This is a genomic window from Xanthomonas sp. NCPPB 3200, assembly GCF_056393585.1.
Genome location: NZ_CM150785.1, coordinates 1,815,033 through 1,839,007 on the forward strand (window position 1 = coordinate 1,815,033; position 23,975 = coordinate 1,839,007).

General features: G+C 66.6%; 25 protein-coding genes. 16 read left to right on the top strand and 9 right to left on the bottom strand.

Annotated elements, in window-relative coordinates:
* The 5 genes from pstA to AC06DU_RS07865 form a co-directional block, all read right to left on the bottom strand.
* Nucleotides 1-864 (bottom strand): phosphate ABC transporter permease PstA, encoded by an 864-nt coding sequence (gene pstA / locus AC06DU_RS07845; RefSeq protein ID WP_478203984.1) that lies wholly within the window; start codon nt 862-864, stop codon nt 1-3.
* The gene (gene pstC, locus AC06DU_RS07850) at nt 864-1,838 is read right to left on the bottom strand and encodes a phosphate ABC transporter permease subunit PstC (RefSeq protein ID WP_006450306.1); all 975 of its coding nucleotides are present in this window, start codon (nt 1,836-1,838) and stop codon (nt 864-866) included. The genes pstA and pstC overlap by 1 nt, the downstream gene beginning before the upstream one ends.
* Before the next feature lie 112 nt (nt 1,839-1,950).
* Nucleotides 1,951-3,042, bottom strand: coding sequence for a phosphate ABC transporter substrate-binding protein PstS (pstS, locus tag AC06DU_RS07855; RefSeq protein ID WP_016902478.1), 1,092 nt, complete (start codon nt 3,040-3,042; stop codon nt 1,951-1,953).
* Nucleotides 3,043-3,229: 187 nt separating this feature from the next.
* Complete coding sequence (gene pstS, locus AC06DU_RS07860; RefSeq protein ID WP_478203985.1) at nt 3,230-4,249, bottom strand: phosphate ABC transporter substrate-binding protein PstS; 1,020 nt, start codon at nt 4,247-4,249, stop codon at nt 3,230-3,232.
* A 197-nt stretch (nt 4,250-4,446) separates the two neighbouring features.
* Nucleotides 4,447-5,697 (bottom strand): OprO/OprP family phosphate-selective porin, encoded by a 1,251-nt coding sequence (locus tag AC06DU_RS07865; RefSeq protein WP_024940436.1) that lies wholly within the window; start codon nt 5,695-5,697, stop codon nt 4,447-4,449.
* A 336-nt stretch (nt 5,698-6,033) separates the two neighbouring features.
* On the opposite strand from AC06DU_RS07865, the gene AC06DU_RS07870 reads away from it, so the two are divergent.
* From AC06DU_RS07870 to AC06DU_RS07880, 3 genes are all read left to right on the top strand, one after another.
* Nucleotides 6,034-6,354 (top strand): hypothetical protein, encoded by a 321-nt coding sequence (locus AC06DU_RS07870; protein WP_478204382.1) that lies wholly within the window; start codon nt 6,034-6,036, stop codon nt 6,352-6,354.
* 113 nt (nt 6,355-6,467) lie between these two features.
* Nucleotides 6,468-7,148: a carbonic anhydrase gene (locus AC06DU_RS07875; RefSeq protein WP_016902474.1), complete on the top strand. Its 681-nt coding sequence runs from the start codon at nt 6,468-6,470 to the stop codon at nt 7,146-7,148.
* A gap of 11 nt (nt 7,149-7,159) precedes the next feature.
* Entirely contained in the window at nt 7,160-8,728 is a 1,569-nt protein-coding gene (locus tag AC06DU_RS07880) for a SulP family inorganic anion transporter (RefSeq protein WP_046342271.1), read from the top strand.
* 210 nt (nt 8,729-8,938) lie between these two features.
* Here AC06DU_RS07880 and nth read toward each other — a convergent pair whose 3' ends face one another.
* Genes nth through AC06DU_RS07895 form a run of 3 tightly spaced genes read right to left on the bottom strand, consistent with a single transcriptional unit; the run spans nt 8,939 to nt 10,819 of the window.
* On the bottom strand, nt 8,939-9,649 hold the full coding sequence (nth, locus tag AC06DU_RS07885) for an endonuclease III (RefSeq protein WP_054592285.1): 711 nt from the start codon (nt 9,647-9,649) through the stop codon (nt 8,939-8,941).
* A complete protein-coding gene (locus AC06DU_RS07890) occupies nt 9,646-10,026 on the bottom strand; it encodes a hypothetical protein (protein ID WP_024940433.1) in 381 nt (126 codons plus the stop codon). The genes nth and AC06DU_RS07890 overlap by 4 nt, the downstream gene beginning before the upstream one ends.
* 10 nt (nt 10,027-10,036) lie before the next feature.
* Nucleotides 10,037-10,819, bottom strand: a complete 783-nt coding sequence (locus AC06DU_RS07895; RefSeq protein WP_054592283.1) for an enoyl-CoA hydratase-related protein — start codon at nt 10,817-10,819, stop codon at nt 10,037-10,039.
* 163 nt (nt 10,820-10,982) lie between these two features.
* On the opposite strand from AC06DU_RS07895, the gene AC06DU_RS07900 reads away from it, so the two are divergent.
* The 4 genes from AC06DU_RS07900 to AC06DU_RS07915 all read left to right on the top strand — a co-directional run bounded on the left by AC06DU_RS07900 (nt 10,983) and on the right by AC06DU_RS07915 (nt 14,508).
* Complete coding sequence (locus tag AC06DU_RS07900; RefSeq protein ID WP_016902469.1) at nt 10,983-11,681, top strand: FKBP-type peptidyl-prolyl cis-trans isomerase N-terminal domain-containing protein; 699 nt, start codon at nt 10,983-10,985, stop codon at nt 11,679-11,681.
* Nucleotides 11,682-11,799: 118 nt separating this feature from the next.
* Entirely contained in the window at nt 11,800-12,597 is a 798-nt protein-coding gene (locus AC06DU_RS07905; RefSeq protein WP_039511746.1) for a CoA pyrophosphatase, read from the top strand.
* Nucleotides 12,594-13,466, top strand: a complete 873-nt coding sequence (locus tag AC06DU_RS07910) for a sulfurtransferase (protein WP_478203987.1) — start codon at nt 12,594-12,596, stop codon at nt 13,464-13,466. The genes AC06DU_RS07905 and AC06DU_RS07910 overlap by 4 nt, the downstream gene beginning before the upstream one ends.
* A gap of 88 nt (nt 13,467-13,554) precedes the next feature.
* A complete protein-coding gene (locus AC06DU_RS07915) occupies nt 13,555-14,508 on the top strand; it encodes a DUF1684 domain-containing protein (RefSeq protein WP_184434147.1) in 954 nt (317 codons plus the stop codon).
* A 48-nt stretch (nt 14,509-14,556) separates the two neighbouring features.
* Here the strand turns inward: AC06DU_RS07915 and AC06DU_RS07920 are convergent, their stop codons facing one another.
* Nucleotides 14,557-15,132, bottom strand: coding sequence for an N-acetylmuramoyl-L-alanine amidase (locus tag AC06DU_RS07920; RefSeq protein ID WP_115043289.1), 576 nt, complete (start codon nt 15,130-15,132; stop codon nt 14,557-14,559).
* A gap of 23 nt (nt 15,133-15,155) precedes the next feature.
* Here AC06DU_RS07920 and AC06DU_RS07925 point away from each other — a divergent pair, with 23 nt between their 5' ends.
* The 9 genes from AC06DU_RS07925 to AC06DU_RS07965 all read left to right on the top strand — a co-directional run bounded on the left by AC06DU_RS07925 (nt 15,156) and on the right by AC06DU_RS07965 (nt 23,911).
* Nucleotides 15,156-15,647: an MOSC domain-containing protein gene (locus AC06DU_RS07925; protein WP_102252204.1), complete on the top strand. Its 492-nt coding sequence runs from the start codon at nt 15,156-15,158 to the stop codon at nt 15,645-15,647.
* Complete coding sequence (locus AC06DU_RS07930) at nt 15,644-16,171, top strand: alpha/beta hydrolase (protein WP_054592279.1); 528 nt, start codon at nt 15,644-15,646, stop codon at nt 16,169-16,171. The genes AC06DU_RS07925 and AC06DU_RS07930 overlap by 4 nt, the downstream gene beginning before the upstream one ends.
* A 40-nt stretch (nt 16,172-16,211) precedes the next feature.
* Entirely contained in the window at nt 16,212-16,718 is a 507-nt protein-coding gene (locus AC06DU_RS07935) for a GNAT family N-acetyltransferase (RefSeq protein ID WP_478203989.1), read from the top strand.
* A 392-nt stretch (nt 16,719-17,110) separates the two neighbouring features.
* Complete coding sequence (locus tag AC06DU_RS07940; protein WP_478203990.1) at nt 17,111-18,724, top strand: ABC-F family ATP-binding cassette domain-containing protein; 1,614 nt, start codon at nt 17,111-17,113, stop codon at nt 18,722-18,724.
* Nucleotides 18,703-18,894: a hypothetical protein gene (locus AC06DU_RS07945; RefSeq protein WP_081008586.1), complete on the top strand. Its 192-nt coding sequence runs from the start codon at nt 18,703-18,705 to the stop codon at nt 18,892-18,894. The genes AC06DU_RS07940 and AC06DU_RS07945 overlap by 22 nt, the downstream gene beginning before the upstream one ends.
* Nucleotides 18,891-21,026: a bifunctional 23S rRNA (guanine(2069)-N(7))-methyltransferase RlmK/23S rRNA (guanine(2445)-N(2))-methyltransferase RlmL gene (gene rlmKL / locus AC06DU_RS07950; protein ID WP_228912403.1), complete on the top strand. Its 2,136-nt coding sequence runs from the start codon at nt 18,891-18,893 to the stop codon at nt 21,024-21,026. The genes AC06DU_RS07945 and rlmKL overlap by 4 nt, the downstream gene beginning before the upstream one ends.
* Nucleotides 21,027-21,257: 231 nt before the next feature.
* Nucleotides 21,258-22,034, top strand: coding sequence for an NAD kinase (locus AC06DU_RS07955; protein ID WP_016902458.1), 777 nt, complete (start codon nt 21,258-21,260; stop codon nt 22,032-22,034).
* Nucleotides 22,035-22,205: 171 nt separating this feature from the next.
* Entirely contained in the window at nt 22,206-23,171 is a 966-nt protein-coding gene (locus tag AC06DU_RS07960) for a 5'-nucleotidase (RefSeq protein ID WP_184380067.1), read from the top strand.
* Nucleotides 23,168-23,911 (top strand): spermine/spermidine synthase domain-containing protein, encoded by a 744-nt coding sequence (locus AC06DU_RS07965; RefSeq protein WP_478203992.1) that lies wholly within the window; start codon nt 23,168-23,170, stop codon nt 23,909-23,911. Before AC06DU_RS07960 ends, AC06DU_RS07965 begins: the two co-directional genes overlap by 4 nt.
* Nucleotides 23,912-23,975 lie beyond the last annotated feature (64 nt).

Below are 23,975 nucleotides of genomic sequence, written 5' to 3' on the forward strand. Positions count from 1 at the left end.
TCAGTCATTGGAAATCTTGTTGCGCAATAGCAGGGCGCGCGCGCCCAGGCTCACCAGCAGCACGAACACGGTCAGCACCAGCGCACCGGACCAGGCCAGGGTCTGCCAGGTCTCGTAGGGGCTGCCGGCGAACTGATTCATGATCACCGGCACGCTGGCCATCGGCTGGAACACGTTGCTGTTCCAGTACTGATTGCCGAAGGCGGTGAACAGCAACGGCGCGGTCTCGCCGCTGATGCGGGCCAGGGCCAGCAGGATGCCGGTGAGGATGCCGGCCGAGGCGGCGCGATACAGCACCTGCACTGTGACCTTCCAGTGCGGGATGCCCAGCGACAATGCCGCTTCGCGCATCTGCGCCGGCACCAGGCGCAGCATTTCGTCGGTGGTGCGCACCACCACCGGCAGCACGATGAAGGCCAGCGACAGCGCGCCGGCAAACGCGGAGAAGCGCCCGCCGGTCTGCATCACGTAGAGCGTGTAGACGAACAACCCCAGCACGATCGACGGTGCCGACAACAAGATGTCGTTGACGAAGCGCACCACCAACCCGGCCTTGCGTGCATTGCCGTATTCGGCCAGCCAGGTGCCGGCGGCAATGCCCAGTGGCGTGCCGATCGCCAGCGCCAGGCCGCACATCACCGCACTGCCGAAGAAGGCATTGAGCAGGCCGCCTTCCTGCATCGGCGGCGGTGTCATCTTGGTAAACAGGTTGACGTCGATGCCCGGCACGCCCTTGGACAACAAGGTCCACAGGATCCAGGCCAGGAAGAACAGGCCGAATACCGCGGTGACGCAGGACAGCAACAGTGCGATCGCGTTGGTCACGCGGCGGCGGTTGTACAGCGATTGAGAGACCGAGGACATCAGTTGCCCTCCCGACGCGACAGCTGCATCAGCATGAAGCGCGCAATCGCCAGCACGATGAAGGTCACGATGAACAAGACAAAGCCCAGCAGCAGCAATGCCGAGCGATAGGTTTCGGTGGCCTCGCCGAAGTCATTGGCGATCAGCGCGGCGATGGTGGTGCCGGGCTCCAGCAGCGACGGCGACAGCCGCACCGTGTTGCCGACCACGAACGCCACTGCCATGGTTTCGCCCAGCGCACGGCCCAGGCCCAGGAACACGCCGCCGATCACCGCAGAGCGGGTATAGGGCAGCACGATGTCCCAGCTGACTTCCCACTTGGTCGACCCCAGCGCATACGCCGATTCCTTCAGGCGCGTCGGCACGGTCAGGAACACCTCGCGCATCACCGAGGAGATGAACGGAATCACCATGATCGCCAGCACGAAGCCTGCGGTCAGCAACCCGATTCCCAACGGCGGGCCCTGGAACAACGGGCCGATCAAGGGCAGCGTGCCCAGGTGATCGTTGAGCCAGGGCGTCACGTGCTCGGTCATCACCGGCACCAGCACGAACAGGCCCCACATGCCGTAGATGATCGACGGGATGCCGGCCAGCAGTTCGATGGCGGTGCCGACCGGGCCGCGCAGCCAGCGCGGCGCCACCTCGGTGAGGAAGAACGCGATACCGAAACTCACCGGCACCGCAATCACCATCGCAATCAATGCGGTGACCAGGGTGCCGTAGATCGGCGCCAGCGCGCCGTATTTGTTTTCCACCGGATTCCAGTCGGCGGAATAGAAAAAGCTCAGGCCCTGCATCTGCAAGGCATGGCGCCCGCCCCACAGCATCGACAGCGCGGCGCTGCCGAGCGCCAACAGGACGAAGACGACCGTGGCGGCCAGCGCAAGCTTGAACAGGCGATCGGCACGTGCATCGCGCAGGTCGCGGCCGCGCGGGGCGGTCATCGCTTCGGGAATGGCGGTGGCATTCATTCGATTGGACTCGTCACCCGCGCACTGGCGGGAGCGTGAGACAGCAGGAACGGCGAGGCGCCCGCAGGCACCTCACCGCAGCGCAACCCGCCATCACAGCGGGTGCAGGGCATCACTTGAACTCGCTGGCCCAGTAGGCCTGGATTTGCTTGACCAGTTCCGGCGGCAGCGGCACGTAATGCAGTTCGCTGGCCTGGGCCTGGCCGTTGTCCAGCGCCCACTTGAAGAAGTCCAGCGTCGCCTTGCTGCGCGCCGCATCCTTGGGCTGCTTGTGCATCAGCATGAAGTTGGTCGCGGTGATCGGCCAGGCCTTCTCGCCCGGTGCGTTGGTGATCACCAGGTTGAAATCCTTGGCGTTGGCCCAGTCGGCGCTGGCGGCAGCGGCGGCGAAGCTTTCCGCATTCGGCTCCACCCACTGGCCGGCCGCATTCTGCAGCGAGGCGTAGGGCATCTTGTTCTGCAGGGCGTAGGCCAGTTCGACATACCCGATCGAACCCTTGATCTGCTGTACGTACGAGGCCACGCCTTCGTTGCCCTTGCCGCCGACGCCACCTGGCCACTGCACCGAGGTGCCTTCGCCGACCTTGCTCTTCCACTCCGGGCTGACCTTGGACAGGTAGTTGGAGAAGTTGAAGGTGGTGCCCGAACCGTCGGAGCGATGCACCAGGTTGATCTTGGTCGCCGGCAGGGTCACGCCCGGATTGGCCGCGACGATCGCCGCGTCGTTCCACATCGTGACCTTGCCCAGGAAGATGTCGCCCAGCAGCGCGCCGGTCAGGCGCAGCTTGCCCGGTGCGATGCCTTCCAGGTTCACCACCGGCACCACGCCGCCGATCGCCGACGGGAACTGGCCCAGGCCGGCCTGCTGCAGTTCGGCGCTGTCCAGCGGCTTGTCGGTCGAACCGAAGTCCACCGTGCCGGCCTTGATCTGCGCGATACCGCCGCCGGAGCCGATCGACTGGTAGTTCACCTTGTTGCCGGTGGCGGCGTTGTAGTCGGCCGACCACTTGGAGACCAGCGGATAGATGAAGGATGCACCGGCGCCGGAGATCTCGGCGCTCTTGCTGTCGCCAGCGGTGGCACCTGCGGCGGTGGCACCCTTGGCGGTGTCGCCGGACTGCGCATCCTTGCCGGGCGAGCAGGCGGCAAGGGCGAGGGCGATGGTGAGGGACAGGGCGGTCAGGCTGGCCGACTGCAGTTTCATGGAAGCTCCGAGGCTGGGTTGGCCGGGGGACCCGGCAGACCACGCTATGAAATGATGTTTTTGTTACACGTGCATGACAGTGCCTTTTGGAGAAGGCATCACAAAAAAGACGCGACCCCGTGGGGGCCGCGTCCCGGTGCCGACGCCGGGGAGAGAGACGGCGTCGTTCCTGTCGCTGTGGCTGGCGTTACTTGGGCAGGTTCTTGGCCCAGTAGCCTTCGATCTGGGTCACCAGGCTGTCCGGCAGCGGCACGTAGTCCAACTGCTTTGTCTGCGCATCGCCCTTGCTGTAGACCCAGCGGAAGAACTCCAGCGTGTTCTTGAGGCCGGCCGCGTTCTTGGGCTTCTTCTGCACCAGGATGAAGTTGGTGGCGGTGATCGGCCAGGCGTTGTCGCCGGAGGCGTTGGTCATCACCAGGTAGAAGTCCTTGCTGTTGCCCCAGTCGGCGCTGTTGGCGGCGGCGGCAAAGGTCTCGTCAGAAGGCTGCACGAACTTGCCGGCGGCGTTCTTCATCGCGGTGTAGGCCATCTTGTTCTGCAGCGCATACGACAGCTCGACGTAGCCGATGCCGCCCTTGATCTGCTTCACGTACGCGGCCACGCCCTCGTTGCCCTTGCCGCCGATGCCGGTCGGCCACTGCACCGCGGTGCCTTCGCCGACCTTGCCCTTCCAGTCCGGGTTGACCTTGGACAGGTAGTTGGTGAAGTTGAAGCTGGTGCCCGAACCGTCGGAGCGATGCACCACGGTGATCTTGCCGTCGGGCAGCTTCATGCCCGGGTTGAGCGCGGCAATCGCCGGGTCGTTCCAGGTGCTGACCTTGCCCAGGAAAATGTCGCCCAGGGTCTTGCCGTCCAGCTTCAGCGCGCCTGCCGCCACGCCGGGCACGTTGACCACCGGCACCACGCCGCCGATCACCGACGGAAATTGCGCCAGGCCGGCCGCGGCCAGTTCTTCCGGCTTGAGCGGCGCATCGGACGAGCCGAAATCCACGCTGGCTGCCTTGATCTGGGCGATGCCGCCGCCCGAACCGATCGATTGGTAGTTGACCTGCTTCTTGGTGGCCGCGTTGTAGTCGGCCGACCACTTGGACATCACCGGGTAGATGAACGACGCACCGGCGCCGGTGACATCGGCGGCCTGGGCGCACAAGGCCAGCGAGGCGGTGAGCACGCCGACGGCCAGACGGGTCTTCAGAGAGTGGATCACGGAACAGCTCCTGTAGCGAAGGGATGAGGACGTCCCGCGGTCGTGCCATTGCAGGGCAGGGGCATGACGGCGCGATGTCCGGGAGATGACATGCAGATGACGGCGTTGCGGCGGGGCGCGTTGCCGGGTGGGATCAGGGTGATTGCCGCCGTGGCACGCTCACGGGAGCGCAGCACGGCAGCCGATCCAGCGCGCACTTACCAATAGAACTGCGCACGTGCCTCGATGATCGACGGGTTGTCGTCGACCAGGCCACGCGTGGCGCTGTTGTAGCGGGTGCTTTCCACCTTCGCGTAGTCGAGTGCGAACTTGAAGTTGGAGCGCCAGTACCAGTTGGCACCGATCGTCCACACATCCATCTTGCCGCCCAGCACGCCGTCCACGAACGGCGTGGTGCCGTTGGAGACCAGGTGGCCGTCGTTGAGGTCCAGGGTGTCGTAGCGCACCGCCAACTGCCACATCCCCGAGGCCGGCGCGTTCGGCAGCGGGGTGGTCGGCACGCCGGCCTTGTAGCCCCAGGTCTCGCCGGTGATGTTCCAGACGCCGCTGACGTACCAGCCGTCACTCTTGTAATCGTTGGCGTTGTTGCCGATGCGCTTGGCGTTTTCCTGGAAGAACTCGCTCTGCAGCTTGAACGGGCCGGTGATCCACATCGCCTCGGCGCCGGCCACACCCACGCGGTCCACGTTGGTGATGGCGCCGCTGTCGATCAGGCGCACCGTGGTCAGGTCGGCGTCGGGGCGTGCGCGCAGGCGCAGGGTGTCGTCGTCGGTGTCATAACCCAGGTAGCTCAGACCGAAGTGCAGCACGTTGCCGCTCTCGTTGATCGGCGCCCAGGTGCCGCGCGCGCCGTAGCCGCTGCCGTGTGCCTGGTTGCGGGTCAGTTCGCGGCCGAACGCACTGGCGGTGATGCTCCAGTCGTTGTCGCCCATGCCGTAGGCCACGCCCAGCCGGCGCGAGATGCCGTAGGTGTTGGTCACTGCGGCCTTGGAGACGAAGTCGTTGTTCTTGGTGCTGGACAGCTCTTCCAGGCTGTTGGGCTGCTTGAACTGGCCGACCTGCAGGTAGTTGTTGGCGTTGCCGGCGAACTTGTACTTGATGTTGTTGTCGAGGAAACGCCCGGTGCTGCGGATGGTGGTGCCGCGGATGGTGACTTCCTTCAGCACGCTGGGGTCGTAACCGGCCACCCATTCGAAATTGCCCGGGCCCTTGCCCTTGAGCACCAGCTCGGCACGGCGGATGCTGAATTCGGAATTGTCGCCATTGGCACCGATCGGGCCATTGAGGTCCTGCACATCGTTGTGGAACCAGTTGCCGTCCGCCTGGACCAGGCCTTCGAGCGACATCTCCGAGCCGCCGATCACGTCGATGGCGATTTCGGCGTGCGCGGCGGGTGCGGCCAGCGCCAGCAGCAGGGCGGAGCCAAGCAGGGTGGGAGAAAGTTTCATATGTGCCTTGCGACCTGAGAAAGTGAGCGCAGGCTATGGCGTGAAAGTTGCGTTAATGTGACAACTTCAGATCGCGTTGCAATCTGATTTTTGTCAACAAAGACAAAGATTTACGCGTGTTTGTTTTTTGTCAGTGTGTGTCATGAGTCTGAACAGGTCGCGTCGTATGACAGATGTGACAGTGGCGCAGTTCACCGTTTCAGCGAGCTCAAGCTTATTGCGACCTGAACCAACTAAGTGGAACTGCGGCGTATCAAGCGCTTTGTGCGTCGCACCACTTGCACAGGCGCGTTCTAAATTGTTAGTTTCGAGGCCATGTTTCCTCGATTCCTCCAGTTGCTGTTGGTCTGCCTGCTCGCGCTCACTGCGTGGTCGGCGGCCGATGCGCACAGCCGCATCCACGATGCGCTTGTGGGCGACGGCGTGGCGGTAATGGCGGACGCTGGCGAAGAACGTGATGCAGCCGATGAGCTGCAGGGCGACGGGGACGCACAGACCCAGGTCGATACCCATTCTGCAGACGATATCCCCTTGCTCTCCCAGGCATGGCCGGTGGTCGCACGTTATTTCCCCTCTTGGTACGCGCATTACGCGCCGGCAACTCAAAAACGCGACCTGATCCCGCAACTGCGTCCTCCCAACGCAGTGCGCGCCTGATCCTCCGTTAGTCGCGTCAACCGGTGCAGCGCACCGGATTCCTTTGACTTGTTCGTCTTTGCACTTCGCGGTTCGCGCCGCGGAGAGCCATCCGTTGCCTAGAGGTATCTCCCATGGAAAGTTTGCTAGAAGGTTTTCGTCATTTCCGTAAGGAAGTGTATCCGCGCCAGAGTGCGCGCTTTCAGGAACTGGCCGGTGGCCAGAGTCCGCATACGTTGTTCATCACCTGCGCCGATTCGCGTGTCATGCCGGAGCTGATCTTCTCCGCACAGCCGGGCGAACTGTTCGTCTATCGCAATATCGGCAATGTGGTGCCGCCTTACTCCCAGCACGTCAGCGGCGTGGTTGCGGCGATCGAATACGCCATCGCCGTACTGGGCGTGCGGCACATCGTGATCTGCGGTCATACCGACTGCGGTGCAATGAAGGCGGTGCTCAAGCCGGAATCGCTGGAAGACGTGCCGTCCGTGGCGGCCTGGCTCAAGCACACCGATGCAGCGCGTCACGTCACTGCCCATCACGGACACGATCCGCACAGCCAGGAAGCGCTGAGCTGCATGACCGAAGAGAACGTGGTCTCGCAGCTGGACCATCTGCGTACGCAGCCGGTGGTCGCCGCGCGTCTGGCGGCCGGTACCTTGCGCATCCACGGCTGGATCTATGACATCGCCCATGGCGAGATCCGCGCCTTCGATGCCGAGAAGGGTGGCTTCCGTCCGTTGTTGGCGGACAACACCCCCGAAGCCACCCCACGTCCGCGACTGCAGCAAGTCGTGCGCGCTGAACTCGCCTGACGGAGCACATCATGAACACATCAGGTATCGGCGGATATTTCCGCCAGGGACTGTTCGGACGTGATTTGTTGTCGTCTGTCGTGGTCTTCCTCGTCGCGCTCCCGTTGTGTATGGGCATTGCGATCGCTTCCGGCATGCCGCCGGCCGCAGGTCTGATCACCGGCATCATCGGTGGGCTGGTCGTCGGCTTCCTGGCGGGCTCTCCTCTGCAGGTGAGCGGACCGGCCGCCGGCCTGGCTGTGTTGGTGTTCGAGCTGGTTCGCGAGCATGGCGTTGCCGCCCTCGGTCCGGTGATCCTGCTGGCCGGTGCGATTCAGTTGATTGCCGGCCTATGCCGCGCAGGCGTGTGGTTCCGGATGACGTCGCCGGCCGTGGTGGCCGGCATGTTGTCGGGCATCGGCATCCTGATCGTGGCCTCGCAGGCGCATGTGCTGATGGACGCCGCTCCCAAGGCGCGCGGTCTGGAAAACTTCGCTGCATTGCCGGCCGTGGTGTGGCAGGCGATCACCGAAGGAACCGGCCGCACCGCGTTGTTCGTGGGTCTGGCCACCATCGGCATCATCCTGGCTTGGGACAAGCTGCGCCCGCAGCGTCTGCGCTTTTTGCCGGGTGCGTTGATCGCGGTGGTGGTGGTCACGGCGACGGTGCAGTTGCAGGGCCTGAACGTCAACAAGGTCGACGTGCCGACCAATCTGTTCTCGGCGATCAGCATCCCCAGCGTGGCGGACATCTTTGGCGTGTTCAATGCGACCTTGCTGGTGTCGGCGGTGACCTTTGCCTTCATCGCCAGCGCAGAGACCTTGCTGTCGGCGGCAGCGGTGGATCGCATGCATCAGGGCGCGCGTACGCAGTACGACCGTGAGCTGGCGGCGCAGGGTGTGGGCAATATGCTGTGCGGCTTCCTGGGCGCATTGCCGATGACCGGCGTGATCGTGCGTAGCGCGGCCAATGTGCAGGCCGGTGCGGCCACGCGCATGTCCACGGTGCTGCATGGCGGCTGGTTGCTGGTGTTCGCGATGCTGCTGCCGTGGCTGTTGCGGATGACGCCGGTGGCGTGTCTGGCCGGCATCCTGGTCTACACGGGCGTGAAGATGATCAAGATCGGGCAGGTCAAGGAGCTGGCGACCTATGGTCGTGGCACCGCGGCGATCTACCTGGCGACCACCTTCGCGATCGTGGCGACCGACCTGCTGACCGGCGTGCTGATCGGCTTCGGCCTGTCGTTGTTCCGTCTGGCCCTGCATTCTTCGCGCCTGAAGGTGGACGTGCGTGAGCACGAGCACAAGAAGGACGAGATGCATCTGACCCTGCAGGGTTCGGCGACGTTCCTGAAGGTGCCGGCGATGGCGCGTACGCTGGAAAGCGTGCCGCCGAACACCGCATTGCATCTGGACGTGGCCAAGCTGCATCACGTCGACCACGCCTGCATCGAGTTGCTGCGCGACTGGAGCCGGAACGCGGCCTCGCGCGGCTGCGAGCTGGTGGTGGACTGGAACGAGCTGGATCGACGCGTGGAAGGCCAGCCGACGGTGGAAAGCGCGCTGGTCGAACAGCGCGTGGAGCAAGCCAAGGCGGCGTAGACCTGCTGCAGACGCCCGGCGCTCGCGCCGGGTGACATCTATCGTGACCGGGTGATGCATGGCGCCGCAAGACGCATCATCCCGGTCGCGATTTTTTTTTGGGCGGGGATTGGGGAGTCGGGATTTGGGATTCGTAAAAGCGCACGCTGGCCTTGCCGGCGTGATTGCTTGGCCGTCGGTTTGCGGGTTGGTTGGTTGTTGAGACGCGCGTTAGCCTTTTGCTGTTATCGGCCTTTCGGCGGGTGCGGGGGTCTTGTCGCGGTAGCGGCACAGGTCGTGGATCACGCAGCCTGGGCAATCGGGTTTGCGTGCCTTGCAGACGTAGCGGCCATGCAGGATGAGCCAGTGGTGTGCGTCGTGCAGGAACTCGGCAGGAATGACCTTGACTAGCTTGTCCTCGACCACGCGCACGTCCTTGCCCGGTGCAAGACCGGTGCGGTTGGCGACGCGGAAGATATGCGTATCCACCGCCATGGTGGGCTCGCCGAACGCGGTGTTGAGCACGACGTTGGCGGTCTTGCGGCCGACGCCGGGTAAGGCCTCCAATGCAGCGCGATCGTGCGGCACCTCGCCGCCGTATTGCTCCAGCAGAATCCTGCAGGTGGCAATGACGTTCTTGGCCTTGGCGTTGAACAGGCCAATCGTGGCGATGTAGCGCTTCAGCCCTTCTTCGCCCAGATCGAGAATGTCGCGCGGGGTATTGGCCACCGGGTACAGCTTGCGGGTGGCCTTGTTGACGCCGACATCGGTGGCTTGTGCCGACAGCAGCACCGCGATCAGCAACTCGAACGGCGTGGTGTATTCCAGTTCGGTGGTCGGGTGCGGATTGAGCTCGCGCAGGCGCGCGAACATCTCCTGTATTTCGGGCTTGCGCATGTTGCTGCCGCGCCGTGCCGGCGCGGTGACGTGGATCGCGTTCATGGCTGTGCTCCACCAGCGGCCTTGGCCTTGGCGCGCGCCAGGATGGCCGCAGCCAGCGGCGGTAATGCAGCGGCCGCCGGTTGGCTGGGCGCCGCTGCCGGCGTCCGGCGTGCATCGCGTTCGGCAGCGCGACGTTGCAGGCGCGCGGCGCGTGCACGGTAGCGGTCGCGTGCTGCCCAGGCGTCGCGTAGCCGTTGTTGTGCGGCCAGCAGCACCGCGCTCAGTTGCGGGCAGGCCGGATCCAGCAGGTCGTCGCGTGGATCGGGCCGGTACTCCATCAGGCCCAGTGCCAACGCACGATCGAGATCGTCGGCGTGGACGCAGTCGAACAGCTGCAGGGCCAGTGGACGTGGTGCCGATGTGGGGTCGAACGTCATGGCAGGCCGATCAGCGGTTGAGAAAGTGTGCGGGGCGTTTTTCGAGAAAGGCGCCGGTGCCTTCGCGCATGTCGTCGCTGGCGAACAACAGTGCAAATTGCGCGGTTTCCAGCTGCAGGCCTTCTTCGATGGCGCATTCGCCACCGAACACCACCGCATCCAGGATGCCGCGCAGCGCGAGCGGTGCGGCGGCGGCTAGGCGTTGTGCCAGGGCGAGGGTTTCGTCCTGCAATGCCTCCGGCTCGACCACGCGATTGACCAGACCCAACTGGAACGCGCGCGCAGCATCGATCGGCAGGCCGAGCAGGCACAGTTCCAGCGCTGCCGCTCGCCCGGTCAGACGCAACAGCCGTTGCGTGCCGCCGAAGCCCGGGATTAGGCCAAGATTGATTTCCGGCTGCCCCAGGCGCGCGCTGGATGCGGCGATGCGCAGATGGCAGGCCATCGCCAGCTCCAGCCCGCCGCCGAGTGCAAAGCCATTGACCATGGCGATCACCGGCTTGGGCATGCGCTCGATCCGGCGCATCAGCTGCTGGCCGAGCAGCGAGAACTCGCGGCCCTGCATCGCCGACAGATCGCGCATTTCGGCGATGTCCGCGCCGGCGACAAACGCCTTGGGGCCGGCACCGGTCAGTATCACCACGCGGATGTCGTCCGCGCTCGCTGCCTCGGCGAAGGCGTGATCCAGCGCCTGCAGCGTTTCCTGGTTCAAGGCGTTCAGTTTGTCCGGTCGATTGACCGTGATCGTCCGTACACTGGCGTGGTCGGCGATCAGAATGACGTGATTGGACATGGAAATCCTTACGAACGTAAAAAATTAGTAAATGCGGAACTTCCGAAAGCCTTGCTGGTCATAGCTTTCGTGATAAGTAGCGGTTCGCTATCGCGGCCGCTATCCTAGCGCGTCATCTCAGGCGGCAGACCCGTCCTGTGCCACCACCCTGGAGAATTGTTTGATGAAGTTGCGTTCTATCGCGGTCGCTGTGGCGGCCCTGGCCCTGACGGGCAATGCACTGGCCCAGGACACGACGTCCGAGAAGGGCAAGTTGAGCTACTACTTCGGCTATGACTACGGCAACAACCTTGCCGAACTCACCGGCCGCGGTGAGCAGCTCGACATCAACTCGGTGGTAAAGGGTCTGCAGGACGCCTATGCCAAGAAGCAGCCGGCGATCACCGCCGACCAGCTGAAGCCGGCTGTCGAAGCGTTCCAGAAGCGTGAGCAAGGCCGTGCCCAGCAGGCCAAGGCCGAATACGACAAGGCCGCTGCTGCCAACAAGACCAAGAGCGACCAGTTCCTGGCGAAGAACAAGGGCACCGCTGGCGTGCAGACGCTGCCGAGCGGCGTGCAGTACCGCGTGATCGAAGCTGGCAAGGGCGCCAAGCCGACCCAGGCCAGCACCGTGCAGCTGGAAGTGGCCGGTCCGTTCCCGTTCGGCGACCGCGAGAAGGCCCGTCCGGCGCAGCAGATCCCGGCCATCAAGGTCAGCGAAGTCGAAATGCAGGCCATGCGCGACACGCTGCTGCAGATGCCGGCCGGCTCGAAGTGGGAAGTGACCCTGCCGCCGGAGAAGGCCTACGGTGCCGACCCGCGTACCCCGTTTCCGCCGAACGTTGCCGTGCAGTTCGAGATCAAGCTGGTCAGCGTCAAGTAATTGCGTTTGCTGTTGCTGTGACAACGCCGGCCACCAGGCCGGCGTTGTCGTTTGGGTCCACCGGATGCGCGACAGGATGGACGGACGGCGTGAGGATGCGGTGCGGCGGGAGCCAGCGATGAGCGACACGGATTCGAACCGCAGTGGCCTGCCCAGCCCGTGTATCGGTGTATGTTCGTTGGACGCGCAGGCGCACTGTGTCGGCTGCCTGCGCAGCCTGGATGAAATTGCACGCTGGATGAGCATGAGCGACGGCGAACGTCAGGAGTATCTGCACACGGTTCTGCCCGCGCGCGCGTTGGCCGCGCGGCTGCCCGAATGCGCGCAGCTGCAGCGTGCGCTGTATGCGCTGGACACCGCGCCCGACGGGCCGGGCTGGAATCATGCCGAATTGATCGACCTGACCGAAGGCGGCGCGTCTGCCGAGGCCGCAGTGCTGTGCGGTCTGGTGCCGCGCGCGCAGGGCACCATGGTGCTGCTGACCCGGCGCACCGACAGCCTGCGTCACCATGCCGGACAAGTCAGTTTTCCCGGTGGCCGGGTCGAGCCGTCGGATGCGGATGCGGCCGCTGCGGCCTTGCGCGAGAGCTGCGAGGAAATCGCGCTCGGCGCCGGCCAGGTGCATGCGCTGGGATATCTGGATCCGTTTCTGACCGTGAGCGGGTTTCGCGTCACCCCGGTGGTGGCGGTGATCGATCCGGCGTTCGTGGCGGTGCCGCAGCCGGATGAAGTGGCCGAGGTGTTCGAGGTGCCGTTGGCCTATCTGATGGACCCGGACAATCTGCGCAGCGTGGAGCTGGAGTTTCGCGGCAGGCCACGCCGCGTGCTGGAATACGACTGGCCGGGCCACCGCATCTGGGGCGCCACCGCGGCCATTCTCCTCAATCTTCGTCGTCGTCTGGAGCAGGTTGCATGAGTGCGGAACCCCACTGGACCACGCTGGTCGACAGCGCCACGCTGGCCGCGGCGTTGCCGCATCCGCAGTTGCGACTGCTGGACGCGCGCGCTGCGCCACCGACTGCGCCGGACCCGGATGCAGCGCGCAAGGCCTATGCACAGGGGCATCTGCCAGGCGCGTACTACGCCGATCTCGACGAGGATCTGGCCGATCTGTCGCAGCCTGCGCAAGGGCGGCATCCGCTCCCGCAAAGCGCGGCATTCGCCAGGCGGCTGGGCGAGTGGGGGATCGACCCGGACAGCCAGGTGGTGATCTACGATGCCGCCGACGGCAGCATGGCCGCGGCGCGGGCATGGTGGATGCTGCGGTTGCTGGGGCATCGCCGCGTGGCGGTGCTCGATGGCGGGCTGGCCGCCTGGCGCGCGGCGGGGTTGCCGGAAAGCACCGAGCCGCCTGCACTGCACGCTGGCGCGGCGTACCCGAGCAGCTTCGATGGCGGTGCCGTGGTCGAGGCCGGGCAGATCCTGGCGCGGCTGGATCAGGCGCCGGGCTGGTTGCTGGATGCGCGCGCCGCTGAGCGGTTTCGCGGCGAGGTGGAGCCGGTCGATCCGGTGGCCGGGCATGTGCCCGGTGCGGTGAGTCGTCCGTTGGGAGTGAGCCTGCGCGATGGGCGTTTCAAGCCGGCCGAGGAACTGCGCAGCGAGTTGTCAGCGCTGCTGGGCGCGTATCGCCCCGAGCAGGCAGTGGTGATGTGCGGCTCGGGCGTGACCGCCTGCCATCTGCTGCTGGCGCTGGAAGTGGCCGGCTTGTCGGGCGCGCGCGTTTACGCCGGCTCCTGGAGCGGTTGGTTGCAGGATGCGACACGCCCGGTCGCGACCGGCCCCTGATTGCAGGCACAATGGCGGCAGGAACGGTGACCTGTGGGGACGCAGGTTCGCTGCGCGGAGCGCAGTTTCTCGCAGTGCTGGGTGACTCATGCGGTTGCAGTTGCAGGTCGGCGCGCTGTGCGTCGCGATGCTGTCGATGGCGGCCTGTTCGGCGGGATCGACCGCCGACGCCAACGGTGCGCGCATCGCCGGTCGTGGACAGAGCGACCGCCATGCGGTGTATCAGGTCGAACTCGAACGTGCACGCGCCGAGCGCTTGCAGCGCTTGCGCGCGCCCGACGGTTGGCTGAGCTACACCGGCTCCGGGCGTGTGCGCGCAGGCCGTTACCAGGTGGGCAGCGATCCGCGCAGCGATCTGGTATTGCCGGCCGGTCCTGCGCAGCTGGGGCAGCTGACGCTGGATGGCGACGGCCGCGTGCACTTCGACGCCGCCGCACATGTACCGGTGTACTTGAACGGGGAGCGCGTCGATCGCGTACGCCTGGAGCCGGAGCGCGCAGGGCAGCGGGGCGATCGCCTCGATGTGGAAGGGCGGCAGTTCTATCTGGTGCAGACCGGCAGCTTGTTCGGCTGGCGTTTCCGCGACCCGGCAGCGCCGCTGCTGAGCCATTTCGCCGGGCTGGAATATTTTCCGACCGATCCGCACTGGCGCATCCAGGCGCGCTGGCAGGCGTATCCCACCCCGCGCACGACCACGCTGCTGACGTCGATCGGCACGCCGCTTACCGTCGAGATACCGGGCGAGGCGGTGTTCTCGCGCAATGGCCAGGAGTACCGCTTGCAGCCGATCGTCAGCGACGACGGGGAGGGCCTGTTCTTCCTGTTCGCCGATCGCACCAGCGGCAAGGAAAGTTATGGCGGCGCGCGTTATCTCTACACCGCGCCGCCACACGATGGCCGGCTCGTGCTCGACTTCAATCTGGCCGAAAATCCGCCCTGCGCGTTGACGCCGCATGTGGTCTGCCCGATCGCATCGCCGGAAAATCGCCTGGATCTTGCGGTGAATGCGGGCGAGAAGACCTACCGCGCAGCCGAGCGTTGAGCGCTGTACCAGCGAAGGCAGAATGCTGTTTCGATGGGGGCACCGCTGCTAGCGCGGTGCATGCGACCAGCTGACCGCCGCTTCGATCTGCGGCCACGGAAACAGCGGGCCGGGATCGAGCTTGCGCTGGATCTTGCGCGACGGGTCGTCGCTGGCCGCTTCCTGGGTGGTGTCCAGTGCCTGGTGGCCGGCAATCCGGCGTACCGACGGCAACTGTTGTTGCAGCCATTGCAGCAGCGTGATCAGCGCGTTGATCTGCACCTGCGGGTACGGTTCGTTCATGCACTGATGGCGCGAGTCCAGCCAGTGCGGATAACGGCCGCTGTTGACCAGTTCGATGCCCAGCGTATGCGGGTTGTGGCCGCGTACGTGATGCGCGACGCGCTCCAGCGCGACGTACTGCTGGATGCTGCCGTTGCGGTCGATGTAGTAATGCCCGCTGTTGCCGGTGCCGCTGTCGTAGAGCACGCGTTCGCCGTATTCGCGCGCCATCGCCATGTCGGGCAATTCGGTGCAATGGATGACCACCATGTCGATCTGCGTGAGCGCGCGTCGCGCCAGCCGCGATTCGTAGGACAACGGCGCGTAGGTGATCGGTGGCGACGGCAGGACGGCATCGGACATGGGGCGGATGCTAGCATTCGACGATGGCTTTGAATCCCGACAGCCCTTTGGGCAAATTGATGGCAACCCTGCCGCAGACCGGCCAGGTGACCTGGATCGGCGTGCGCCCGGCGCGCGACGTGGACATGATCGAGGTGGACGCGGCGCAGGCCACCACCGGCATCGGCCTGGTCGGCGACCGCTACAAGGGCGGCAGCGGCAAGCGTGGCGTGACCCTGATCCAGGCCGAGCATCTGCCGGTGATCGCAGCGCTGGCCGGTCATACAGAAATTGCGCCGGCCACCTTGCGCCGCAACCTGGTGGTGTCCGGCATCCCGCTGATCGCCTTGAAGGGGCGGCGCTTCCGCATCGGCGATGTCGAGCTGGAAGGCACCGACCCCTGCGATCCGTGCTCGCGCATGGAAGATGCGCTGGGCGCGGGTGGCTATAACGCCATGCGCGGCCATGGCGGCTTGTGCGCGCGCATCCTGCGTGGCGGCGTGCTGCGCATCGGCGACACGGTGCAGGCGCTATGAGCCGCGGTCACTGCATCCTGTCGCACGGCTTCGAGAGCGGCCCGGATGCGCTGAAGGTCACCGCCCTGGCCGATGTCGCCGGGCAGCTGGGCTGGACCCACGAGCGCCCGGACTACACCGATCTGGACGCACGCCGCGATGTCAGTTCGCTCGGCGACGTGCAGGGCCGGCTGCAACGCCTGCTGGAGATCGCGCGGGCGGCGGCCGACAAGGGCCCGCTGGTGCTGGTCGGTTCCAGCCTGGGCTCGTACATCGCCGCGCAGGTGTCGTTGCAGGTGCCCACGCGCGGGCTGTTCCTGATGGTGCCGCCGACCCGGATGGGGCCGTTGCCGGCACTGGATGCGGCGCGCGTGCCGATTTCCATCGTGCATGCCTGGCGCGATGAATTGATTCCGGCCGGTGAGGTGATCGCCTGGGCGCAGGCGCGGCATGCGCGCTTGCTGCTGGTCGACGACGAACACCGGCTGGCGTCGCATGTGGATGCGTCGGCGCGCGCCTTCGCCGAACTGTTGCAGAGCCTGTGATGCGCAATGGTCTGAAGACAAGCGGGCCGCGGGGCCTGCGATGAACGTGCTGATTCGCGAAGCCAGCGATGGCGATGCTGCGGCGATCGAGCTGCTGACGATGGTCGCGTTCATGCGCGACGAACATAGCCGCCACGACGAGCAGCATGTGACCGCCGCCTTACGCAACGACGGCGCGCTGGCGCTGTCGCTGGTGGCCGACCACGACGGGTATGTGGTCGGCCACCTGGCGGTATCGCCGGTGTCGCTGTCGGACGATTCGCCCGGCTGGTACGCATTGGGGCCGCTGGCGATCGGGCCGGGGCATCAGCGCCAGGGGCTGGGCACGCGCCTTGTGCAGGCGGCGCTGGGCAGCTTGCGCGAGCGTGGCGCCGCCGGTTGCCTGGCATTGGGCGAGCCGGCCTTTTTCCGGCGTCTGGGCTTTGCGGTGGAACCGGGGCTGGTGTTGCCCGGCGTCCCGGCGTCCGAGCTGCAGGCGCTGGCGTTCGGCGACCGGCTGCTGCCGCTGGCCGATGTCGCCTATCACCCGGCCTTCGGGCTGGGTTGAGTCCAGCCGTTGGCGACCGCTTGGCATGATCCACGCCAGGCACTGGGTCGGCAGGGGATGGTTTCCGCGGGCTTGAGGACGCAGGGACACCGGATCCCGGCAATTGCGTACCGGCGAGCGCTCGCCGCGGTCTCCGGGGGCGCCAGGAGGTCGGCGAGGTGCTGGCCTGCAGGAGCGTGAACCGCCATGAACGCCGGTGCTCGCCATGCTGGGCTTGACCGCGGCCACGCCTGCGATTTGGCCTGGCTCGCAGGCTGACCTACACTTTGCCGCATTGCCCACTGTCTGAGGATTGGTCCAATGCGCCATTGATGCCGCCGTCGTGATGACGGCCTTACCCGCTGCCGGTCCGGCTGGATCGGTGCGTGTGCTGGCATGCAATGGAGACCCGTATGACCTGTCCGTCGCTGACGCTGGAAAGCGTTGCGTATGTGCTGCCCGATGGCAGCCCGCTATTTTCCGATCTGTCCATCCACATCGACCAACGCGCCACCGGCCTGGTCGGGCGCAATGGCGTGGGCAAGAGCGTGCTCGCGCGCCTGCTGGCCGGCGAGGTGCTGCCCAGCGCAGGGCGTTACGTGCGCAACGGCAGCGTGCATTACCTGCCGCAGCGCGTGCGCGTGGCGCCGGGGCAGAGCATTGCCGAACTGGCCGGTGTCGCGCCGCTGCTGGATGCGCTGGACCGTATCGCCGCCGGCAGCGTTGCGCCCGCCGATTTTGAACTGGTCGGCGAGCGCTGGACCGCCCATGCGCAATTTGCCGCAGAACTCGAACGACAAGGTCTGGGTGGGCGCGATCCGCGTGCACCGGCCGCGCAGCTCAGCGGCGGCGAAGCGACGCGCGTGGCACTGGCCGGTGCGTTTCTGACCCGGCCGGACCTGTTGATTCTGGACGAGCCCAGCAATCACCTGGATGGCCCGCAACGGCAGCGGCTGATGGATCAGTTACTGGCGTGGAGCGGTGGCTTGCTGGTGATCAGCCACGACCGCGACCTGCTCGATGCGATGCAGCGCATCGTTGAATTGTCCGCGCAGGGGCTGCGCAGCTACGGCGGCAATTACACGTTCTATGCACAGCAGCGCGCCATCGAACAGCAGGCGGCCAGCACGTTGCTGGCCCAGCGCAAACAGGCGCGTTCACGCGGTGAGCAGGCGCTGCGCGAACAGCAGCAGCGTCAACAGCAACGCCAGGCACGCGGCGCGCGTGCCGCAGGGCAGGCCAACCAGCCCGCGATCCTGCTCGGCGCGCAGAAGCAGCGCAGCGAGCTCAGCGCGGGGCGGCTGCAACAGCAACGCCAGGGCGAACAGGCGCGGTTGAGCGAGGCGGTGGTGCAGGCCGCAGCGCTGGTGCAGGACGACCCCACGATCGCGCTCCTGGCGCCGACATCGCCCGCCGGCGTATCGCGGCAGCTGGCCACGCTGCAGCAGGTGGAGCTGGCCGACGGACGGCTGGGCGGGCGGCGGGTGGATCTGCTGCTGCATGGGCAGCCGCGGATCGGCCTGGTCGGCCCCAATGGCAGCGGCAAGTCGTCGTTGCTGCAGCTGCTGGCCGGGCGCCTGCAACCCAGCGCGGGGCGTTGCCAGGTGCATGTGCCGGTGGCGTACCTGGATCAGCACCTGGGGCTGCTGGATCCGGCGCGCTCGGCCGCTGCGCAGCTGCAGGATGCAGCTCCGGACGCGCCAGCACACGCGCAGCGGCTGCGCCTGGCGCTGCTGGGCCTGGACCAACAGCGTGCCGACCTGCCCACCGGCCAGCTCAGCGGCGGCCAACGGCTCAAGGCGGTGCTGGCCTGTGCGCTGTACCGGGCGCAGCCGGCGCAACTGCTGTTGCTGGACGAGCCGACCAACCATCTGGACCTGGCCGCGGTGGAAGCGATCGAGGCGCTGCTGCGCAGCTACCAGGGGGCGCTGATCGTCGCCTCGCATGATGCCGCCTTCCTGCAGCGGCTGGGCCTGCGGCAGCGCCTGGAGACTGCGCAGCCGCAGTGGCGGCTGGCGCCGTGGTGAACCGCGCGGTGGGCGATCCGGCCGGCGGGCTGGTAAAGCCGGCTCCGATGGCCGACCATTTGCGCCCCGCCCGCGGCGGCCACGGCTTTGCCCTCCCGGGCGCCGGCCCAGCGTCCTGCTCCCACGCTCGCCCCCACGGCCAGCGTCTCCATCGATACCTGCCTACGTGAAATTCTTCGCATCCTGTGCCAAGGGCCTGGAATACCTGCTTGCCGACGAGCTGCTGTCGCTCGGTGCCAGCAAGGCCACCGCCACCATCTCCGGCGTCAACGTCGAAGGCGACCTGCGCGACGCGCAGCGCGCCGTGCTGTGGTCGCGCCTGGCCAGCCGCGTGTTGTGGCCGCTGAGCGAATTCGATTGCCCGGACGAGGACGCGCTGTATGCCGGGGTGGCCGAATTGCCGTGGGACGAGCACCTGTCCGTCGGCCACACGCTGTCGGTGGACGCGCATGTCTCCGGCACCGCGATCACGCATGCCCGTTACGCGGCGCAGCGGATCAAGGACGCGGTGGTCGACACCATGCGCCGGCAGGGCCTGGAGCGTCCATCGGTGGATGTGGACAACCCGGATCTGCGTTTGAACCTGTCGCTGCGCAAGGGCCGCGCCACCATCTCGGTGGATCTGGGCGGCGGCCCGCTGCACCGGCGTGGTTGGCGCATGGCGCAGAACGATGCGCCGCTCAAGGAGAATCTGGCTGCGGCGGTGTTGCTGCGCGCCGGTTGGCCGCGCGCCTACGCCGATGGCGGCGGCCTGCTGGATCCGATGTGCGGCAGCGGCACCCTGCTGATCGAAGGCGCGCTGATGGCCGCCGACGTGGCGCCCGGCCTGCAGCGCTATGGCAGCGATCTCCCCAGCCGCTGGCGCGGCTTCGACCGCGAGGGCTGGCAGCAACTGGTGGGCGAAGCGCGCGAGCGCGATAGTCTTGGCCGCGCCGCGCTCCGGCAGGTGATCCACGGCAGCGACATGGACCCGCATGCGATCCGCGCCGCGAAAGAAAATGCGCAAGTGGCTGGCGTGGCCGAGGCCATCTGGTTCGGCGTGCGCGAGGTGGGCGACCTGCAGACCCCGCCGCAGGCCACCGGCGTGGTGGTGTGCAATCCGCCTTACGACGAACGTCTGGCCGCCGATGCGGCGCTGTATCGCCGCCTGGGCGATACCCTGCAGCGCGCCGTGCCGCAATGGCGGGCCAGCCTGCTGTGCGGCAACGCCGAGCTGGCGTATGCCACCGGCCTGCGCGCGGGCAAGAAATACCAGTTGTTCAATGGCGCAATCGAATGCGCGTTGATCGTCTGCGACCCGATCGCGGTGCCGCGGCGCACCCCGCTGGCGGCGCCGACCGCGCTCAGCGAAGGCGCACAGATGGTTGCCAACCGCCTGCGCAAGAACCTGCAGAAGTTCAAGAAGTGGCGCGCACGCGAAGGCATCGAATGCTTCCGCGTCTACGACGCCGATCTGCCGGAATACTCCGCCGCCATCGATGTCTATCAGCAAGCCGATGGCGATCGCCGCGTGTTTCTGCATGTGCAGGAATACGCGGCGCCGGCGACGATTCCCGAAGCCGACGTGCGCCGCCGTCTGGGCGAACTGCTGGCCGCCGCACGCGAGGTGTTCGAGGTGCCGGGCGAACGCGTGGCGCTCAAATCGCGCGAGCGCGGCAAGGGCGGCAGCAAGTACGGCCGCTTCGAGCAGCGCAACGAGTTCATCAACGTGCGCGAGCATGGCGCGCTGCTGCGGGTGAATCTGTTCGATTACCTGGACACCGGCCTGTTCCTGGATCATCGCCCGTTGCGCGGCACCATGGCCACGCAATCGAAGGGGCGGCGCTTCCTCAACCTGTTCTGCTACACCGGCGTGGCCAGCGTGGAAGCGGCGGTAGCCGGCGCGAGCTCGACCACCAGCGTGGACCTGTCCGGCACCTATCTGCAGTGGTGTGCCGACAACCTGGCCTTGAACGGCCAGGCCGGCAGCAAGCACAAGCTGGTACAGGCCGACGCGCTGGCCTGGCTGGAAGCCGAGCGCGCGCATTTCGACGTGATCTTCTGCGACCCGCCGACCTTCTCCAACTCCGCACGCGCCGAAGACTTCGACATCCAGCGCGAGCACGTGCGGCTGTTGCGCGCGGCAGTGGCGCGCCTGGCGCCGGGTGGGGTGCTGTATTTCTCCAATAACTTCCGCCGCTTCAAGCTGGACGAGGAACTGGTGGCCGAGTTTGCGCAGTGCGAGGAAATTAGCCCGCGCACCATCGACCCGGATTTCGAGCGGCATGCGCGCATCCATCGTGCCTGGCGATTGACCGCCTGAGGAAGTGGCCCGGTGGCGTCTGGCCGGGCAGTACGCGCAGGGCGCGCGCGGGATTGCCGCGCCCGTTGCGCTGACGTGCGCCGTGTCACCGGTGGCGCCCGATCCCGATCGCGCAGGCGCAGGCGCGTCCGCGCAGGCGCAGGCGCGTCCGCGCAGGCGAGGGCGGGGCGGCTAGCCAACAAGCCCACCACAGCGCTGCGGTATGCTGATTCGCATGCTCTGGAGTCAACGATGACCGCACCACCCCGGATTGCCTTTCTCGCCAGTCACGCCGAGCCGGCGGTGACCGCGCGCGCGCGTCTTGTGCAGCGCTATGGCGATCATGCGCTGGACACCGCCGACATCGTCTGTGCCCTGGGCGGGGACGGCTTCATGCTGCAGACCCTGCACCGGCACGGCGCTGCCAGCAAGCCGGTGTTCGGCATGAAGCTGGGCTCGGTCGGGTTCTTGATGAACCAGTACCGCGACGACGAGGACGACCTGCTCGCGCGTCTGCAACGTGCCGAACCGGCGCACCTGCGCCCGCTGGAAATGCAGGTGCAGACCGAGTCCGGTGCCAGCACGGTGTCGCTGGCCTACAACGAGGTCTCGCTGCTGCGCCAGACCCGCCAGGCCGCGCACCTGAGCGTGGATCTCAATGGCCAGACCCGCATCGCCGAGCTGATCGGCGACGGTGTCATGGTCGCCACGCCAGCCGGCAGCACCGCCTACAACTATTCCGCGCACGGGCCGATCCTGCCGCTGGGCTCGCACACGCTGGCACTGACCCCGATCGCCCCGTATCGCCCGCGCCGCTGGCGTGGCGCCATCCTCAAGGCCGACACCGAAGTGTGCTTCCGCGTGCTGGACCCGTACAAGCGCCCGGTCAGCGTCACCGCCGACTCGCACGAGATCCGCGACGTGGTCGAAGTGACCATCCGCGAATCCACCCAGCGCCAGGTGACGCTGCTGTTCGATCCCGAACACAATCTGGAAGAGCGCATCTTCAGCGAACAGTTTGCGGTTTGAGGAGCGGGGATTGGGGAGTGGGGATTCGGGATTGGCAACGGCAGCAGCGTGCTACGTCGTCTTTAGAACGCGCGCACGCGCTACGATGCTGCGCAGATGGGCGATCAAATCCCGATCCAGTTCCTGCTTTAAACCAATCCCCAATCCCGATTCCCCATTCCCGGCACCCCAATGGCTGATAATTCCCCAAGACTCCTGACCGTCGCAGTGACCTCGCGCGCGCTGTTCGATCTCGAAGAAGGCCACGCGCTGTTCGAGGCCGATGGCGTGGAGGCGTATTCGGCGTTCCAGCGCGAGCATGAGGACGACATCCTGGAGCCGGGCGTGGCCTTTCCGGTGGTGCGCAAGCTGCTGGCGCTCAACCACGATGTGCCCGAAGAAACCCCGCGTGTGGAAGTGATCCTGCTGTCGCGCAATTCCGCCGACACCGGGCTGCGCATCTTCAATTCGATCCAGCACTACAACCTGGGCATCGTGCGGGCGACCTTTACCTCGGGTCAGCCGACCTGGCCGTACGTGAAGCCGTTCGGCACCGACCTGTTCCTGTCGGCCAACCCGGAGTCGGTACGGCGTGCGCTGACCCATGGCATTGCGGCGGCGACCATCATGCCGCGCGCGCCGGGCGAACGCGCCGAGGCCGCCGCGGCGATCGTGGACAACGACGAAAGCCGCCTGTCGACCCAACTGCGCATCGCCTTCGACGGCGATGCGGTGATCTTCGGCGACGAGAGCGAACGCATCTCGCGCGAGCAGGGCGTGGAGGCATTCGGGCGCCACGAGCGCGAACGAGCGCGCGAGCCGTTGTCGGTGGGGCCGTTCCGCAATTTCCTGTCGGCGCTGCATGCGCTGCAGGCGGCATTCCCGCCGGGCGAGGCCTCGCCGATCCGCACCGCGCTGGTCACCGCGCGCTCGGCGCCGGCGCACGAACGGGTGATCCGCACCCTGCGCGAGTGGGGCGTGCGTCTGGACGAGGCGCTGTTCCTCGGTGGGCGGCACAAGGGGCCGTTCCTGGAGGCGTTTGGCGCGGACATCTTCTTCGACGATTCGCAGCACAACATCGACAGTGCGCGCCAGCACCAGCACGTGGCGGCCGGCCACGTACCGCATGGTGTGGCCAACGATCTGCCGGGCAGGTGAGCGAGGCACCGAAGCCGGCCGGACGCGCCGCGCTGCGCTCCAGCTGGCGCCAGCTGGAGTTGTACTTCGCCGACGACACCGTGCAGACCCGCATGTCGCGCTGGGCACCGTACCGGCTGATGCTGCCGTATACGCGCGGCATGCTGGCGGCGCTGTGGCTGCAGCCGCGGCCCGAACGCATCGGTCTGATCGGCTTCGGCGGCGGCGCGCAGGCCAAGTTCTGCCACCGCTATCTGCGCAGCACGCGCATCGAGGCGGTGGACGCCGATGCGCAGGTGCTGGCGTTGCGCGATGCGTTTGGCGTGCCGCGCGACGATGCGCGGCTTGAGGTCACGCATGGCGACGGTGCGCAATGGATCGGTACGCGTGCCGGGCGCTACGACCTGTTGCTGCTGGATGCCTACGATGCCGATGGCATCCCACCGGCGTTGTGCACCCCCGAGTTCTACGCCGCTTGCCGCGCTGCGCTGACGCCCGGCGGTGTGCTGGCGCTGAACCTGTTCCAGGTGCCGCTGGCCGGGCATCTGGCCGCGCTGCGCGAGGTATTCGATGGGCGGGTGCTGCTGCTGCCCGAGCCGGATCCGCGCAACCAGCTGCTATACGCCTGGAACGGCAAACGCACGCCGGGCACTGCGGAGCATGCACTGGCGACATTGCCGTGGCCGGCGCGCCGGCAACTGCGGCCGTCGATGCTGCGGCTGCAGGCAGCGTGGATGGAGCGGGCCTGGCGGTTTTCGTGAGCCGCTGTCCGGCGCGCGGCGTCAGCCTGCGAAGGAGAACACTTCGACCGCGCTCGCAGGCGCG

Coding starts and splice junctions, on each gene's coding strand:
- AC06DU_RS07930 (WP_054592279.1), top strand. CDS start 15,644: ATGAGCCGCGGTCACTGCATCCTGTCGCACGGCTTCGAGAGCGGCCCG.
- pstS (WP_016902478.1), bottom strand. CDS start 3,042: ATGAAACTGCAGTCGGCCAGCCTGACCGCCCTGTCCCTCACCATCGCC.
- AC06DU_RS07900 (WP_016902469.1), top strand. CDS start 10,983: ATGAAGTTGCGTTCTATCGCGGTCGCTGTGGCGGCCCTGGCCCTGACG.
- AC06DU_RS07865 (WP_024940436.1), bottom strand. CDS start 5,697: ATGAAACTTTCTCCCACCCTGCTTGGCTCCGCCCTGCTGCTGGCGCTG.
- AC06DU_RS07960 (WP_184380067.1), top strand. CDS start 22,206: ATGGCTGATAATTCCCCAAGACTCCTGACCGTCGCAGTGACCTCGCGC.
- pstC (WP_006450306.1), bottom strand. CDS start 1,838: ATGAATGCCACCGCCATTCCCGAAGCGATGACCGCCCCGCGCGGCCGC.
- nth (WP_054592285.1), bottom strand. CDS start 9,649: ATGAACGCGATCCACGTCACCGCGCCGGCACGGCGCGGCAGCAACATG.
- AC06DU_RS07880 (WP_046342271.1), top strand. CDS start 7,160: ATGAACACATCAGGTATCGGCGGATATTTCCGCCAGGGACTGTTCGGA.
- AC06DU_RS07905 (WP_039511746.1), top strand. CDS start 11,800: ATGAGCGACACGGATTCGAACCGCAGTGGCCTGCCCAGCCCGTGTATC.
- AC06DU_RS07925 (WP_102252204.1), top strand. CDS start 15,156: ATGGCTTTGAATCCCGACAGCCCTTTGGGCAAATTGATGGCAACCCTG.
- AC06DU_RS07955 (WP_016902458.1), top strand. CDS start 21,258: ATGACCGCACCACCCCGGATTGCCTTTCTCGCCAGTCACGCCGAGCCG.
- AC06DU_RS07935 (WP_478203989.1), top strand. CDS start 16,212: ATGAACGTGCTGATTCGCGAAGCCAGCGATGGCGATGCTGCGGCGATC.
- AC06DU_RS07940 (WP_478203990.1), top strand. CDS start 17,111: ATGACCTGTCCGTCGCTGACGCTGGAAAGCGTTGCGTATGTGCTGCCC.
- AC06DU_RS07875 (WP_016902474.1), top strand. CDS start 6,468: ATGGAAAGTTTGCTAGAAGGTTTTCGTCATTTCCGTAAGGAAGTGTAT.
- AC06DU_RS07915 (WP_184434147.1), top strand. CDS start 13,555: ATGCGGTTGCAGTTGCAGGTCGGCGCGCTGTGCGTCGCGATGCTGTCG.
- AC06DU_RS07910 (WP_478203987.1), top strand. CDS start 12,594: ATGAGTGCGGAACCCCACTGGACCACGCTGGTCGACAGCGCCACGCTG.
- AC06DU_RS07920 (WP_115043289.1), bottom strand. CDS start 15,132: ATGTCCGATGCCGTCCTGCCGTCGCCACCGATCACCTACGCGCCGTTG.
- AC06DU_RS07890 (WP_024940433.1), bottom strand. CDS start 10,026: ATGACGTTCGACCCCACATCGGCACCACGTCCACTGGCCCTGCAGCTG.
- AC06DU_RS07895 (WP_054592283.1), bottom strand. CDS start 10,819: ATGTCCAATCACGTCATTCTGATCGCCGACCACGCCAGTGTACGGACG.
- pstA (WP_478203984.1), bottom strand. CDS start 864: ATGTCCTCGGTCTCTCAATCGCTGTACAACCGCCGCCGCGTGACCAAC.